Below are 14,594 nucleotides of genomic sequence, written 5' to 3'. Positions count from 1 at the left end.
CCGGCGCGCCGACAAAGGGCGCGCCGGCCTACTCCATCAAACGCGGATTGGTGAGTATCATGCGCACAAAGACCCCATTGACTGGCACGAAACGCAAGAACGCCGAGAAGCTTACGCAGAGATTCAAAGGAATATTTCTCTTTCTCTTCATCACTTCCGGAATAATCAACATTCTGGCGCTGACCGGCTCCTTCTACATGCTGCAGATCTACGACCGGGCTTTGACCAGCGGTAGCATCCCAACCCTGCTGGGGCTCTCGATCCTCGCGATCGGGCTCTATCTGTTCCAGGGGTTCTTCGACATCATCCGGTCGCAGATACTGGTGCGTGTCGGAGCAAGGCTCGATGCAAAGATCGCTCCGCTGGCGCATGAGGTTGCGATCGACATGCCTCGTTTCGGCTTCTCGACGGCAGAGGCTCTCGAGCGCGGCCGTGACGTCGATACGGTCAGGGGATTTCTCGGCAGCCAGGGGCCGATCGCCTTTTTCGACCTTCCCTGGATGCCGCTCTACCTGATCTTCGTCTACATGCTGCATCCCTATCTGGGCGCTCTGACATTTGGCGGCGCTTTTGTCCTCACGATCCTCGCCATCCTGACCGAGGTGATGACGCGCAGATGGGCCGCCGCCACGCACAAGGCCGGCATTGAGCGAAATGCCATTGCCGATTCAAACACCCGCAATGCCGAGGTGTTGAAGGCCATGGGCTTTGCTCCGCGTGCGGTGAACCGGTTCAATGTTGCCAACAAGGAACATCTGGCGCTTCAAACCCGGACGAACGACATCAGCGGCACCTTTGGGGCGATTTCCCGTGTGCTTCGGATGGTATTGCAGTCTGCGGTTCTGGGCCTGGGGGCGTGGCTGACGATCCAGGGGGAAATGTCTGCCGGCGCCATCATCGCTGCGTCAGTTGCCTCGGCGCGTGCCCTTGCACCGGTCGATCTTGCTGTCGGCAACTGGAAGAGTTTCGTGACAGCACGAACCGCCTTCGGTCGTCTCAAGGAAACGGTGGTCGCATTGACGGCTGCTGTTGCGCCGATGGATCTACCTCCCCCTTCGAAGACCTTGAAGGTCGAAAAGCTCACGGTCGCAGCCCCCGGTTCCGGTCGCGTTCTTCTGACTGACGTCAGCTTCGACATCGAAGCCGGCCAGGTATTGGGCATCATCGGTCCGAGCGGCGGTGGCAAGACGACGCTCGCGCGTGCGCTGACCGGGATCTGGCCACCCCTTCGCGGTGGTGTTCGGTTGGATGATGCGGAGCTGACGCAATGGTCAGACAGCTGTCTCGGGCAGCACATCGGATATCTTCCGCAAGACGTGGCGCTCTTGGATGCCACGGTTGAGGAGAACATTTCCCGGCTTGACCCTGATGTCGATGCACGGGCAATCGTGGAAGCTGCGCAGACCACTGGAATTCATGAAATGATCGTGCGTCTGCCGGATGGCTACCGCACGGCACTCGGGCCCCAGGGCGCATCCCTGTCCGCCGGTCAGAGACAGCGGATCGCGCTTGCACGCGCATTGTACCGCAATCCTTTCATCGTCGTCATGGACGAGCCCAATTCCAATCTTGACGGAGAAGGCGAGTCCGCACTGACCCAGGCCATACAAGCGGTGCGCGCGCGCAACGGAATTGCCGTTGTCATTGCCCATCGTCCGAGCGCGCTGACCGCCTGCGACCTGATTGCCGTGGTTCAAAACGGCAAGCTGGTGGCGTTTGGGCCCAAGAACGAAATCCTGAAACCAGCCGCGATCGGGGACGCCGGTGGCCGACCCGCACTACCCGCGCGCATGACGTCAAAGGTGTCGGAATGATCGAGGCAAAGGGAACAAAAACGGTCAAAGAGGAAGACCCGCACCAGCGCTACAGCCTGAAGAACGAGGAAGCGCCGTCGAGAGCGCCGGCTGTTATCGCGATGTTTCTGACCGGCATAGCGCTTTATCTGAAGAGCGCCTTCAGCACGGCGTCAGAGCCGGTGGAGGAGCGTCCGCAAGCCAAGGAGCCACAGGAGGATATAGCCCCATTGCAGTTGGTGGCGGAGAACAAGCCTGAAGAAGTCAAGGACGAGGAACCGGAAGCGCCTGCCAAAAAGAAGGCTGGCGGCGCAATGCGGAACTATAACAGCCAGAACGAAGAGATGGATGCCGTCGACATTCGACCGCTCTCATTCCAGCTGGACGATTTCTCAACCTCGATGTCCGAGCGTTGGGAGCCGGGAAGTCCATCGCCCGTCTTGAGGGCATCAAACGACAATGTCGCGCCGGGGTCTTCTACTGGCGTCCCTCCCGTCGGATCTTTCCCGACGAAGGGAGACGAAGACGATAAGCCGGGCGATGATGACGACGATGATGATGATGACGACAACGAAGATAACGATCCCGTTAACCGCGCACCGCGCGTGAACGGCTCGGTCACGCTGAAAGATGTTTCAGGTTGCGCGGCGGTCGTCATCGCTCTTTCGGATCTATTGCGCGGTGCGTCCGATCCGGACGGCAATACGCTTTCCGTCACGGATATCGTCGTGACATCCGGCACGGTCACGGCGACCGCAGAAGGTTGGCTTTACGATTGGACAGAGCTTGGTCCGGTCACGATTACCTACCAGATCACAGATGGCCAGCTTTCGATTAGCCAGACCGCGTATTTTTCGGTGGTCAACGCCCCGCCAATCGTCGGGACGACGGGGGACGATCTGCTGCTCGGCACCAATTGCGGTGATGCCATCGACGGCAGGGCGGGCGATGACAGCATCGATGCCCGAGGTGGTGCCGACACGGTGGATGGTGGCGAAGGCAACGACAACATCGTCGCGGGCGGGGGCAACGACATTATTTTCGCAGGGATCGGAAACGACGTCGTCTTCGGCGGTACAGGCGACGATCAGATCCACGGCGGCAGCGGCAATGACCGTCTGTTTGGCGAAGAGGGGCGCGATATCCTGTCTGGGGATGAGGGAGACGATGCCCTTCATGGAGGCGCTGACGACGACTTGGCCTTCGGCGGCGACGGAAACGACTTGGTTGCCGGTGATGAAGGCAACGACGCCATCGACGGGGGTAGCGGAGACGATCGCCTGTCCGGCGGTAGCGGTAACGATACCCTGCTCGGGCAAGCGGGCAAGGATCATCTTTTCGGGGATGACGGCGCCGACGTTCTGGTGGGGGGGGCCGACCAGGATATCGTCATAGGGGGTGCTGGTAACGACACGATTGCCGGCGAGTTGGATCTCGTATCGGACCAATATGATGGCGGAGAGGGCTCCGACACGCTTGATTATTCCAGCGCGTCACAATCAGTCGCCATCGACCTGGGCGACGGCAAAGCCTCAGGTGAGGAAATTGGCGAAGATACCGTTTCGAATTTTGAGGTGGTCGTGACCGGTCAGGGGGATGACAGCGTGATCGCCGGCATTGAGGCCGAGACAATCGTCACGGGCGCCGGCAATGACACGATTAGAGATGTTGGAGGGGATGTTCTCCCAGATCTTTACGATGGCGGAGGTGGCACCGACACGCTCGATTATTCCAGCTTGTCACGGTCGATCGACATCGACCTTAGCGAGGGCAAAGCCTCGGGCGAAGACGTCGGCGAAGACACGGTCTTGAATTTCGAGGTGGTCCTGACAGGTCAAGGTGATGACAGCGTGATCGGCAGTAACAACGCCGAGACGATCGCCACGGGAACCGGCGACGATACTATTGACGATGGAGCAGGTGCAGATGTCGTTTCGGCTGGGGCGGGAAACGATACCGTCATGGCTGCGGCTGACAGCGCCGACGATCATTATAACGGCCAATCGGGTTTGGACACCCTGAATTATTCCGCAGCAACGCACGGGGTGATGATCGACCTTACGACCGGCGTTGCGACCGGTGTCGATATCGGCACCGACGCTGTCACGAGCTTTGAACAGATCGTGGGCAGCGCCCAGGCGGATGTCTTCCACGTCGGTCAAACCGCCTTGATCCTTGAGGGAGGCAGCGGCGATGACATCTTCCGTTTCAGTGTGCCGCCCGGCTCATCGACCAGCGACGCCATCCATCACATCCTCGATTTCATGGTCGGGGATCGGATCGAAATGTCCCGGTATCAGATATTCGAGGAGATCGTCGATAATCTCGAGGATCACTTCGAGGCTGTCTATGGGCAGGATGTCGATGAAGATGCTCTCCCCATCAGGATGCGGCATGAGGGGACAGAGGAAGACGGCATAACGCTGATCGAATTCGATACCGACAATGACCAGGAATACGAGGTGGCTGTCACTTTGAGCGGTCATCACATGTTGGTGGTCGTCGAGACCGCTCAAATATAAACTGGGGAGGGAAACAAAATGCTGAAATCACAACGAAATCCTCCAGCCATCGGAGACGATGAGCCAGACGCCGCCTTCCCGGTTACCTTCCGGGTCATCGCCGGCGCGATGCTTGGGGTTCTGCTTTTTGCCGGCGCCGGCGGATGGGCCGCCACGGCCCAGCTTACAGGTGCGATCGTTGCGGCGGGAATGGTCAAGGTCGATCAGAACCTGAAGGCAATACAGCATCGCGACGGCGGCATCGTCAGCGAGATCCTGATCAAGGAAGGCGACGCAGTCAGAAAAGGCGACATCATGTTGCGGCTTGATGACGTACAAACTCGAGCCGAACTTTCCATTGTCAAGAATCAGCTCGTCGAACTGGCGGCGCGAAAGACCCGCCTTGTCGCCGAGCGGGACAATGTGGCCGAATTGCAGTTCGGAGCAGAGTTCAGTGAAGCGATGACTGTGGTTCCGACGGTCTTCATGGGTGAGGCGCGGCTTTTCTACGGGAACCGCCAGAACCGGGAAAGCCAGAAGCAACAGCTGCAGTTGGGGATTTCCCAACTGGAAGAGGAAGTCAATGGCTTGAAGGTTCAGCTCTCGGCAAAGCAGGACGAACTGGCGCTGATTAAGACCGAGCACAAGAAGATCAAGCGCCTCACCGACAAGAACCTGCTCGAGAGCTCGCGCAAGTACATCATCGATCGCGAAATGGCGAAGATCACTGGCGAGTACGGCGAGATACAAGCCAACATCGCGCGGTCCAAGGCCAGAACCAGTGAAATCGAGCTCCAGATCATTGCCATCGACGAGGCCGCTCGAACCGAAGCACAGCGTGATCTAACGACCGTCGAACAGAAGATCTCGGAGCTGAGTGAACGAAAGGTGGCTGTCGAAGATCGATTGCAACGCACCGATATACGTGCCCCTTTGTCGGGAACCGTGAACGAGCTTTTCGTCCACACGATCGGTGGGGTGATTACACCAGCGGAAAGGCTGGTCACGCTTGTCCCTACCGATGCAGCACTTAAGATACAGGCCCGGCTTTCTCCCACGGATATCGATCAGGTGTTTTCCGGTCAGGTCGCGAAGCTTCGCTTCTCGGCATTCAATCAGCGCACTACTCCGGAGCTTTCCGGGCACATCACCTATGTGTCGGCTGCAACGAGCAATGACCCGAGCTCAGGCGAGACCTATTACCTGGCAGACGTCGGGGTTAGCCAAGTGGAATTGGCCAAGCTCGGCGACAACAAACTGTTGCCCGGCATGCCGGTGGAGGTTTTCGTTTCAACGGAGCAAAGAACAGCGCTGTCGTTCCTATCGAAGCCGCTCACCGACCAATTCAGCCGGGCCTTTCGAGAACAGTGAACAATTTTCGACCTTCCGCGCCGGGGCGTGACGTGCCTCGGTTCGGGGACGGGGTCATCCCAAGGCTGTTTCCGCGACATCCTTGGGATGACCGTCTGTCGCCGGACTGTCACGGGATATGCTTGACTGGACTTTAGTCCAAATAGTGGTGCGACTTCAGGCCTTTGACACCATGCTGAACCGATCGCACGATGCTGAGCAGTCTTGTTTCGGTATTGCAACGATGACGACCAAGAGGACTCTCCAGACCCAGATTTTGTCGTTAACAACGCAGCCTATCCCTGCGCGCCGGCCAGCTCTGGAAGTTTTTCTGGACTTCTGGCTGGCCTTCAACGCCGCCTCTTCGGAGCTGCAGCGATTGCGAGACGAGCCAAATCCGCGTCAAGGTCTGATCTGTGAATTCGAAGGGCTCTGCCGGGACACCGAGACGAAACTCACGTGGTTTCTTAAGGCGCCGGGTCGAAGCGGGCCTTGATGGTCGGCGACCAGGGGGCGAGCGATGCGCGCCCGAAATACTCGATACGTGGAGGCAGTGGACGGTACTTAACTGAGCGGCGACGATTTATAGTCGATCGCAGAGGACCATGCCGTTCGCCGGGTTCGGCACATGCCGTCCAATTCGAAAAGGTAAAACTGCACATGTGCGATACTTCAGCTGCGATCGCCTAAACAGCATTGCGACTTCGTTCAGGGGAATGGGTGATGGAATGCTCCTACTGTGGCGCAGATGCGCTTGTCCGAGATACACGGAACATTTCCTATGACTACAGAGGTGACAGCGTTCTTATAGAGAATGTCACCGGTCGCTTCTGCGGGCAATGCAATGAAGTCGTTCCGGATGATGCTGACGGGCGGCGGGTTGTCAGGACAATGCTCGAGTTCAAGAGAAAAGTGGATCTGGAGCATGTCGACCCTTGCTTCATAGTTACTGTTCGTAGGAAGCTTAAACTTGGTCAGCGTGAGGCAGCTGAGGTATTTGGTGTTGGCGTAAATGCGTTTTCGTCTTTCGAAACGGGCAGGTCGAAACCGTCAGTGCCTTTGGTAAAACTGCTCTGCATCCTGGATCGGCATCCAGACTTGCTGTCGGAAGTTCGGGCAGCGTGCCCAGTCCTGCCAGCAGAGTAGAGCGCTTGCCGTAGATTGAAACTCCGCGGCTCTCCCAATCTCCGACATCGATCGACTGCGAGAGGAGCCAAACTGGCGTGGGGACGACCAGGCCAAAGGTCATCATGAAACCGCGGATTTGATTTGCCAGATCAATGGTCATGCGGACCAATCGGGTGCGGGCCGCGACAAGCGTGCGCGTCAGCCTGCTGTCGAACCCTTTGACGCGCGCTTGCCATGCCAAACGCGCTTGCTGCGCATCGAATTGAGATCGCGAAGTGCTCGGCGGCTTCGTCGCGGCGCTGGGCCTCGGGCTCGTGTTCATGTTGGCCATCCTCGTTCTGCTGTTCAGTGCCCTTCGGCAACCCCTTGTCATCATGCTGTCGCTGCCGCTGTCGCTGCCGCTGTCGCTGACCGGCGCCATCCTCGCGATGTTCGCGACCGCGACGACGGTAAACCTGCCTGTCGTCATCGGCATCCTGATGCTGATGGGTATCGTTGCCAAGAACGGTATCATGCTGGTGGATTTTGCCGAGGAAGGGATCCGACATGGGATGACGGCGCGAGACGCCATCGTTCACGCCTGCCGAACACGCGCGAGGCCGATCATCATGACGACGATTGCCATGACCGCGGGCATGGTGCCAAGCTCACTCGCGCTCGGCGGCGGTGCGGCAATCCGCGCGCCCATGGCGATCGTGGTGATGGGAGGACGGACCTTTTCCACGCTGTTGTCATTGGTGACAATACCGGCGCTCTACCTGTTGGCCGAGGACTGCGTGAAGTTGACTGCACGAATGCGGCGTCCCAGGGAGCCGTTGCAGCCCGCTCGTGACGATGGTCGCGCAACGTGTCGGTGCGACGGAGCAGTCCTCTTTACTCGTCGATCCGCCGCCTCTGTTTCGCCCGTATCTCCTTCAAAGCTCACGCGTCGGATCGCGTCGTTTCTTCTTCGCGGGTGAGGCCGTCGCGCAGCATCTGAACCTTTTCGTTGAGCTCGATCATCTGCGGTACGGTAAATCCGGATCGCCTGAGCAGCGTGTCGGTGAGGCATGCGGTCTTGGGGTGAAGCTCCTTGCCCTTTTCGGTCAGGAAGACCTCGACCAGCCGTTCGTCGACCGTGCTTCTACGTCTTGAGAGGAAACCGGCCGCCTCGAGCCGCTTGACCGCCGGGGTGATGGTGCTCGGCTCCAGACAAAGCCGGTCGGCAATCGCCGAGATGCTCAGGCCGTCCTGTTCCCACAGGGTGCTGAGCGCGAGATACTGGGTGTAGGTGACGCCGAGCGCGTCCAGCATCGGCTTGTAGGCGCGATTGATGGCGATCGCCGTCGAGTAGATCGAGAAGCAGAGCTGGCTGTCGAGCGGAAGCGGTGCGGGTTCGGTCATGGTGGTCTCCATTTAAGTCTGTGGCTTTTCATGAGCTTAGCACAGAAATCATTATTGCGATAATAAAATGCTGGACAGGCGATTGGGTGAGGTATATCTAATGATTATCGCGATAATAAATATTGAGCCAACAAACCAAGGAGTAACGCACATGTTGAAGACATCGCTGCTTGCCGCCGCCGCCTCGCTCGCTGGCCGCCACCGGCACCACCGCTTCCGCCGCTGACGCGGCGGCAAAGAACGTCGTCCTCGTCCATGGCGGTTTCGTCGATGGCGCCGGCTGGAAGGGCGTCTACGACCTCCTGAAGAAGGACGGCTACACCGTCAGCATCGTCCAGAACCCGACGACCTCGCTTTCCGACGACGTCGCTGCCACCCGGCAGGCAATCGACAAGCTTGACGGACCGGTGGTGCTGGTCGGCCATTCCTATGGCGGCGTCGTCATCAGCGAAGCCGGCACCCATGAGAAGGTGCAATCGGTCGTCTATATCGCCGCGTTTGCCCCGGACAGGGGCGAGTCCGCCTCGTCGCTCATCGCCAATCCGCCGGCCGGCGCCCCGGTGCCGCCGATCCTGCCGCCGGTCGATGGTTTCCTGTTCCTCGACAAGGCAAAGTTCGCCGCATCGTTTGCCGCTGACGTCGATGCCGAGATCGCGGCCTTCATGTCGAAGACTGCGCGCAATTTGATCGACATTGCGAATTTAACCAAGCTTGGGCGCACTGCCTGACTTGGAATGCTAACGGGCGGCTTCGCAAATCCCGACTGCTTGGCGGGAATGCATTCGCCTCGCTGAGGCTGCTTGTATCGTTCGCGGCGTTTCAAAGACAGCGGCTCGTCTCATGGGTCGGGCCGGTTATAGACAGCACCGCTCTGCAAGGCAGACATCGGTATGGAGCGCGAAGCCCGCCAGCACACCGAAGACGGCTGGATCTCGATACTTTTTGGCGAGTTGCATGTCATCCCTTGCCTGAGCGGAGCGACTTGCCGGGTGGTCTGTCGCGAGGCAACGCGAGCAGATCCAAGCCTACGCCAGGCTGTTGGTGTTCTGGTCAGGCGAACCGGATCGCCATTCTGGCGCGGGCCTTGGCTGCTTCTTCTTCGCGGTTGCGTGGGGGCTGCGAGGTCTCAAGCGAAACGAGCAATTCTCGGGCGCATGCCGCGATCGAGTCGACCGCGTGCACGAAGGCCGCCTGATTGCGTTTGGACGGTTTGGTGGTTCCGCTCAGCTTGCGCACGAACTGCACCGCGGCGTCATGGATCTCCGCGTCAGTCGCTGGAGGGTCGAAATTGAACAGCGGTTTGATGTTTCGGCACATGGCTGGCTCCCGGTCCGCTTTGTTCTCGCGTGTCTAGATTATTCCATTGTTTCGTTGAAACAGTGGAATAATCTAGCTCTTTGAAATGACGCAATTCCGGACGGACAACCGTTTCGCACTTTCCTGGAATTGCTCTAGAAGGCGAGATCTTAATGCCCACACCTCGCTGACGAAAGGCCTTCGTCACGATGTCTTCGCTCAACCACTCGACTGTCGCGGGGCTACAAGGTGTTCTTTCCGTTCGATGCCATATACATGCCGGCCGCGCGCCCGCCGCTTGGAACCACGACGATCTGCCTGACCTTGCCTTTTTTGAACGCCGTGAGGAAACGCGCGTAATCCTTGAAGGCGACGCAGCCGTGCGATTCCGCCCGGCCGCCGCGCAGCAGGTAGCTGTGCGTCAGGAAACCGTCGCGGCCGTGCTTGTTCTTTCCGTCGACAGGCAGCATGCGGATCGCCTCGACCCCATGGAAGCGCGTTTCGCGCATCTTGAGATTGTAGGTGTGCGGTGGGGTGGGGCCGGTCATCTTGACATTCACGTAACGCGGATTATCGGCCATCTTGCCGATGCCGGAATGGGCCTCGAGCACACTGCCGTCGGGCATGTATACCTTCGCGGCGGTGATGTCGTAGACCGCGACGCCATTTCCTGCCCGGGTTCCGCCGCCGAATAGGTTGCGCAGCGTCCCCAGACCACTGCGGGATCTGTTGTCGGCCGGATTGTCCGGCCGCACAAAGGCAAGTTTTTGCTGCTTTTGCGTTTCGCGTTGATCGGCCTTCGGCGCTGCATCGTCCTGGGCCCGCCTCGTCTCGGATTTCGCCGCTTCAGCGGCGGGCTTTTGGACTTGATCGGCGCCGGGACGGAACTGTGGTAGCGGTCCGGAGGGCGGCGTATCCTCAAAGTCTGGCAGGGCAGCGGCCTCATCTTCGGCGTTCGGATCCTGCGAGGCCGCGAGGTTGTCCTCCATTGGTACCGTCAGCAACGCCGAAAATACAGCGCTGTCCGTTGCGCTCTGGGAGGGGCCCGCATAGGCCAACGAGACCAAGGGCTTGTCGGTCGCTACGGCGCGCGGTGGCCCGAACCGTTCCGGCGCAGGCGCGTCGATACTGGCGATCGCGCGGCGCGGCGTGATGGAATGAGAAGCCTTGAAGTGGCGGGCGAGCTGCTCGGATGTCAATGCAGCCTGCTTCGCCACGGGAGTGAAGCGTGCAGCCTTGCCACTCGTCTCGGCATCTCCAAAGATATTGACACTGCGGGGGAGTTTCCCTTCGGCGCCGCTAAGGCTAGCGAGCTCGACGGGCTCGGCCACGGCGACCAGCCTCGGCGTCTGTTCGACCCTTGCCTGCTTGACCCATGGACGCTCTTTTTTGTGCTGCGTCGCATAGAGCTGTGGTTTGGGCAGGAGGTTGCCCGAACCGTGACCGAAATAACTGCCCATCGCGACTGCACCGGCCACGGATCCCACAGCCGCGCCGGCAAGGGCGATGCCGCAACAGGTGATCAGCAATGGACGCAACAGGCGGCGCAAAGACTGTGAACGAACGACCTTACTCAACAACGCATCTCAAGCCAGTACATCTCGCAAACGTCCTCAGGCCGACGAGCGACCACCGCTGCGCGAATTCCCGGATTGTCCCTTTTTTGACGACGGATCGACAAAGAATGAACAAGTATGGTTAAATTTTGCTTTCCATAAACCGCGATCGATCCGAACTGGCTTCAAGGCGTCCGCTGGCCGACCTCCGATAGGCTTCTGTGTCCTGTCGGGGCTGGGATGCCTGCTGTTGGTCATGCCCGGAATGCCCGTGCTGATCGGCGCCTCGTTGCTGATCATGAGCTTCGCCTTGCTCGGTGCCTGGGGTGCTCTCTATGCCCTTAAGCCGGAACTCCACCCGACGGCATCGCGGGCAGCCGGTATGGGCATGGAAGAGCCGCGGCCCGGCTCGGCGGTTTGCTTGCCCCATCGTTGACAGGGCTTGTGGTGGAACGGAGTTTCGGCCTCACCATCGGCATCTTTGCCGGCTTTCTGTTCGCCGCCGCCGTTGCGGCCTTCCTGATCGACGCATCGGCGTCAGTCGGGCATTCTTGTGGATGTTCATTCGGAGCGATCCTGGAAACTGAGGTGCGGTAGCTCCAGTCTCCTAAATCCGCTCCGAATGGACAACCTCCTGAAAACTCACACCTCGAGCGCTTCCCAGAAACGCTCTAAGCTCTTTTCTACGCATTTCCTGACGGAAAACCGCTTCGCGCTTTTCCTGGAAACGCTCTAGTTGAGGGGAATTGCATTGCCCCCCTTGCTGGCTTGATAGACAGCAGAGAGGTCGTCGTATTTGCGGCCTATTGCCGATGCTCTTTCCTTCAAGCGAGAATGCTGTGGCTCCGAAAGCCGATCGATCAGCCCCATGATCGACTGTCCTTTCCAGAATGAGTTCGACCGATTGTAGCCCCCTGGCTCCAGCGTGAAGACTTCCTTCAGAATCTTCAAATCGTGCGGAATGGAAAACGCATCCCGGGAATCTTCGTGGCTAAAGAAGTAGAAGAAGTTGTCGAATCCCGCCCAGGTGATCGCCGAAAGGCACATCGAGCAAGGCTCATGTGTCGATAGGAAAATGAGATCTGTCGTATCCGGCCGCTCGGATCCGGTCATCTCATAGAAGCGCTTCAGGGTGTGAACCTCCCCGTGCCACAACGGGTTCTCGGTTTCGTTGTTGGTTTCGACAAGCACGGTCGAAAGGTCCGATTTCCGCAGCAGCGCCGCTCCGAAGATCTTGTTGCCGGCCGCAACGCCGGCCTCCGTGGCGGGGATGATGCCAGCCTCCATGGTGGTGAGCAGGGCCTCGAGCAGACGCGTCGTTTCGATTTCTTCTGACATTCTTCATCTCCTTGAAATGTCGGGGATAAATTTGATCCATTCCAAAGATTGGACTTCGTTCCGGAACGCTTTTTCAAAGCAATGCTCAATGAGCGCCCTCGGGAACCATCGGTATTTCGATGCCTTTTTCGTCATAAAGCTTGCCGTTGAGGAAGTAGTCACCGTCGCGAAGCCGCACGATGTCCTTGTAGCGGATCGTCCGTTCTGTCCCCGCCACAAACACTGACTGCTGATCGGCATTTCCTGCTTTGAAATGGTTGAACAGCAGGTTGAGGACAATCGCCATCAAAGCAGCGGAACTGATCCCGGAATGAAAGATCGTCGCAACCCAGGCCGGGAAGTGCTCGTAGAATCCCGGTGACGCGATGGGGATCATGCCGCAACCGATCGACGTCGCGACGATGATCAAATTCATGTTGTTGTGGTAGTCGACCTTGGAGAGTGTGCGTATGCCACTTGCCGCGACCGTACCGAAAAGGACGAGGCCGGCCCCGCCGAGAACGGAACTTGGCACCGCTGCAACAACGCGTCCCATGACAGGCAGAAGGCCGAGGACGACGAGGAAAAGGCCGCCTGTCGCCACCACATAGCGGCTCTTCACGCCGGTTACGGCGACAAGTCCGACGTTTTGCGCAAAGGCGCTCTGTGTAAACGAACCGAAGATCGGTGCGAGAATGCTCGACAGCATATCGGCTCGAAGACCATCGCCCAGGCGGCGGGAATCGACCTTTGTTTCGACGATCTCGCCAACGGCGAAAATGTCGGCCGATGTCTCGACGAGCGTTACGATGATGACGATTAGCATCGAGACGATGGCGGCGATCTCGAAGGTGGGGTAGCCGAAATGAAATATCGTCGGCAGGGCGAAGAAGGGGCCATTTGCCACTTGCGAAAAGTCCGTCATGCCGACGGCATAGGCGACGGCTGTTCCGATCACGAGCGCAAGCAGGATGGAGAGCCTTGAAACCGATGCGCTTCCGAGTTTGCTGAGCAGGAGAACAATGGCGAGCGTGGTAGCGGCCAGCTGGATATTTGCCGGACTCCCGAAATCGGGTGAACTATTGTTGCCACCCATTGCCCAGAACGCGGCAACCGGCATCAACGTCAGTCCAATGGTGGTGATGACGATTCCGGTGACAAGGGGCGGGAAGAAACGGGTAATCCGTGAGAATACAGGCGTAATCATCAGCCCGATCAAAGAAGCCGCGATAACGGCGCCCAGAATCGACGGAATTCCCCCATTGCCGGAAATTGCGACCATTGTCGCAACCCCCGAGAACGAGACGCCCTGTACAAGCGGCAGACGGCTCCCGAAAAATGGCAATCCCAATGTTTGCAAGATGGTGGCCAGACCACCGGCAAAAAGCGACGCCGTCACCAACAGGCCGATGTCACCTGGGCTGAGCCCCGCTGCCTGACCGACAATAAGCGGTACGGCGACTATGCCGCCGTACATCGTCAGAACGTGTTGCAGCCCATATGCGATGTTGGCGCCGATGCTGAGCTTTTCGTCTTCCGGGCGCCGGTTTGATACACTTCCCTCTTCTCTATTTGCCAAGGTAAACTCCTCCATTCCTTTGCGAGTGTTGCGCTTTGCGTTGAACCCCATTTCGATCAGGCACTGCGGCAGTGCCATCGGGGCACAGGCCCGTGCCGAGCATTGGCTCATGCCTGAAGCAGAGATCGTTGCCGATTGCCGTCGTCGTTGCTGGAACGCGCACGAGAATCGTGTCGTTGCGCAACAGGGGCGGGGTGCCCGAACGGATTTTCAGGAGCGGTGCCCAGCGTCGCTGCGCTCTCTAAGAGGCGAACCGGGCCATCGAAGGGGGCGGGCGGCGAGGTAGTTTTACCATCCTCAATGGAACGGATCCCGATGCCGTGAGCCGAAAAGAGACTGTCGCCAATTTCATTGGCAACCGCGGACCGCGCAATGCTTGTGACGCGCTTTGAGTAGGCGTCGATCAGCTCTGATGCGACCACGTCGCTATTGGCGGAGACCTTGTAACCTGCGTCAGACTGGCTTCCGTTGCGACAGGTAACGCAATGATAGCCATAGATTAACCCATCTTCGCATGGGGTCTCCCAACGATGATCAAAGCAAAAGATATTGCGAAAGGGAATATCGGTTTCCATGCCCCCACCAGCTCCATAGTTGAACTGGCAATCGGCCAGTTTCGCTAGGACCCTGTTCCAGGAGGTGCGAACTCCGGATCGTCATCAACGTGGGTTGAACGGGGCAATTCTTGCGA

12 protein-coding genes and 2 pseudogenes are annotated in these 14,594 nt (G+C 58.7%); 7 read left to right on the top strand and 7 right to left on the bottom strand.

The features are described 5' to 3' along the window. Positions 1-59 precede the first annotated feature (59 nt). From ABIE33_RS29270 to ABIE33_RS29255, 4 genes are all read left to right on the top strand, one after another. Positions 60-1,814 (top strand): type I secretion system permease/ATPase, encoded by a 1,755-nt coding sequence (locus ABIE33_RS29270; protein ID WP_429131596.1) that lies wholly within the window; start codon positions 60-62, stop codon positions 1,812-1,814. Further along, a complete protein-coding gene (locus ABIE33_RS29265) occupies positions 1,811-4,315 on the top strand; it encodes a calcium-binding protein (RefSeq protein WP_429131595.1) in 2,505 nt (834 codons plus the stop codon). Before ABIE33_RS29270 ends, ABIE33_RS29265 begins: the two co-directional genes overlap by 4 nt. A gap of 18 nt (positions 4,316-4,333) precedes the next feature. After that, positions 4,334-5,665: an HlyD family type I secretion periplasmic adaptor subunit gene (locus ABIE33_RS29260; RefSeq protein WP_429131594.1), complete on the top strand. Its 1,332-nt coding sequence runs from the start codon at positions 4,334-4,336 to the stop codon at positions 5,663-5,665. Between the two features lie 702 nt (positions 5,666-6,367). Continuing rightward, on the top strand, positions 6,368-6,790 hold the full coding sequence (locus ABIE33_RS29255; RefSeq protein WP_429131593.1) for a type II TA system antitoxin MqsA family protein: 423 nt from the start codon (positions 6,368-6,370) through the stop codon (positions 6,788-6,790). Between the two features lie 79 nt (positions 6,791-6,869). On the opposite strand, the pseudogene ABIE33_RS29250 reads toward ABIE33_RS29255, so the two are convergent. Beyond that, positions 6,870-7,004, bottom strand: a pseudogene (locus ABIE33_RS29250) (IS110 family transposase); the annotation flags it as partial. A 43-nt stretch (positions 7,005-7,047) separates the two neighbouring features. On the opposite strand from ABIE33_RS29250, the gene ABIE33_RS29245 reads away from it, so the two are divergent. Next, the gene (locus ABIE33_RS29245; protein ID WP_429131591.1) at positions 7,048-7,731 is read left to right on the top strand and encodes an efflux RND transporter permease subunit; all 684 of its coding nucleotides are present in this window, start codon (positions 7,048-7,050) and stop codon (positions 7,729-7,731) included. Here ABIE33_RS29245 and ABIE33_RS29240 read toward each other — a convergent pair. After that, complete coding sequence (locus tag ABIE33_RS29240) at positions 7,694-8,155, bottom strand: MarR family winged helix-turn-helix transcriptional regulator (RefSeq protein ID WP_429131589.1); 462 nt, start codon at positions 8,153-8,155, stop codon at positions 7,694-7,696. The two genes, ABIE33_RS29245 and ABIE33_RS29240, sit on opposite strands and share 38 nt — an antisense overlap. Before the next feature lie 170 nt (positions 8,156-8,325). On the opposite strand from ABIE33_RS29240, the gene ABIE33_RS29235 reads away from it, so the two are divergent. After that, a complete protein-coding gene (locus ABIE33_RS29235) occupies positions 8,326-8,883 on the top strand; it encodes an esterase/lipase family protein (protein WP_429131587.1) in 558 nt (185 codons plus the stop codon). A 322-nt stretch (positions 8,884-9,205) separates the two neighbouring features. Here the strand turns inward: ABIE33_RS29235 and ABIE33_RS29230 are convergent, their stop codons facing one another. Further along, positions 9,206-9,472, bottom strand: coding sequence for a DUF2277 domain-containing protein (locus ABIE33_RS29230; RefSeq protein WP_429131585.1), 267 nt, complete (start codon positions 9,470-9,472; stop codon positions 9,206-9,208). Between the two features lie 221 nt (positions 9,473-9,693). Further along, the gene (locus ABIE33_RS29225; protein ID WP_429131583.1) at positions 9,694-11,028 is read right to left on the bottom strand and encodes a tlde1 domain-containing protein; all 1,335 of its coding nucleotides are present in this window, start codon (positions 11,026-11,028) and stop codon (positions 9,694-9,696) included. A gap of 178 nt (positions 11,029-11,206) precedes the next feature. Between ABIE33_RS29225 and ABIE33_RS29220 the strand changes: the two are divergent. Beyond that, positions 11,207-11,604: pseudogene (locus tag ABIE33_RS29220) on the top strand (hypothetical protein); the annotation flags it as partial. Positions 11,605-11,739: 135 nt separating this feature from the next. Here the strand turns inward: ABIE33_RS29220 and ABIE33_RS29215 are convergent. The 3 genes from ABIE33_RS29215 to ABIE33_RS29205 form a co-directional block, all read right to left on the bottom strand. Then, entirely contained in the window at positions 11,740-12,345 is a 606-nt protein-coding gene (locus ABIE33_RS29215; protein ID WP_429131581.1) for a nucleoside deaminase, read from the bottom strand. A gap of 85 nt (positions 12,346-12,430) precedes the next feature. Continuing rightward, positions 12,431-13,903: a nucleobase:cation symporter-2 family protein gene (locus ABIE33_RS29210; protein ID WP_429131578.1), complete on the bottom strand. Its 1,473-nt coding sequence runs from the start codon at positions 13,901-13,903 to the stop codon at positions 12,431-12,433. A 107-nt stretch (positions 13,904-14,010) separates the two neighbouring features. Beyond that, complete coding sequence (locus ABIE33_RS29205; RefSeq protein WP_429131576.1) at positions 14,011-14,478, bottom strand: hypothetical protein; 468 nt, start codon at positions 14,476-14,478, stop codon at positions 14,011-14,013. Positions 14,479-14,594: the final 116 nt, after the last annotated feature.

Source organism: Ensifer sp. 4252 (genome assembly GCF_050434565.1).
In the GTDB taxonomy this organism is placed as follows: Bacteria; Pseudomonadota; Alphaproteobacteria; order Rhizobiales; family Rhizobiaceae; genus Ensifer.
Note: the sequence above shows the minus strand (reverse complement) of the source record. Positions and strands in the feature narration are given on the sequence as shown.

What these genes read in the sequence shown, in the direction of transcription:
- ABIE33_RS29270 (WP_429131596.1), top strand. Translation starts at nt 60, where the DNA reads ATGCGCACAAAGACCCCATTGACTGGCACGAAACGCAAGAACGCCGAG.
- ABIE33_RS29265 (WP_429131595.1), top strand. Translation starts at nt 1,811, where the DNA reads ATGATCGAGGCAAAGGGAACAAAAACGGTCAAAGAGGAAGACCCGCAC.
- ABIE33_RS29260 (WP_429131594.1), top strand. Translation starts at nt 4,334, where the DNA reads ATGCTGAAATCACAACGAAATCCTCCAGCCATCGGAGACGATGAGCCA.
- ABIE33_RS29255 (WP_429131593.1), top strand. Translation starts at nt 6,368, where the DNA reads ATGGAATGCTCCTACTGTGGCGCAGATGCGCTTGTCCGAGATACACGG.
- ABIE33_RS29240 (WP_429131589.1), bottom strand. Translation starts at nt 8,155, where the DNA reads ATGACCGAACCCGCACCGCTTCCGCTCGACAGCCAGCTCTGCTTCTCG.
- ABIE33_RS29230 (WP_429131585.1), bottom strand. Translation starts at nt 9,472, where the DNA reads ATGTGCCGAAACATCAAACCGCTGTTCAATTTCGACCCTCCAGCGACT.
- ABIE33_RS29215 (WP_429131581.1), bottom strand. Translation starts at nt 12,345, where the DNA reads ATGTCAGAAGAAATCGAAACGACGCGTCTGCTCGAGGCCCTGCTCACC.
- ABIE33_RS29205 (WP_429131576.1), bottom strand. Translation starts at nt 14,478, where the DNA reads ATGGAAACCGATATTCCCTTTCGCAATATCTTTTGCTTTGATCATCGT.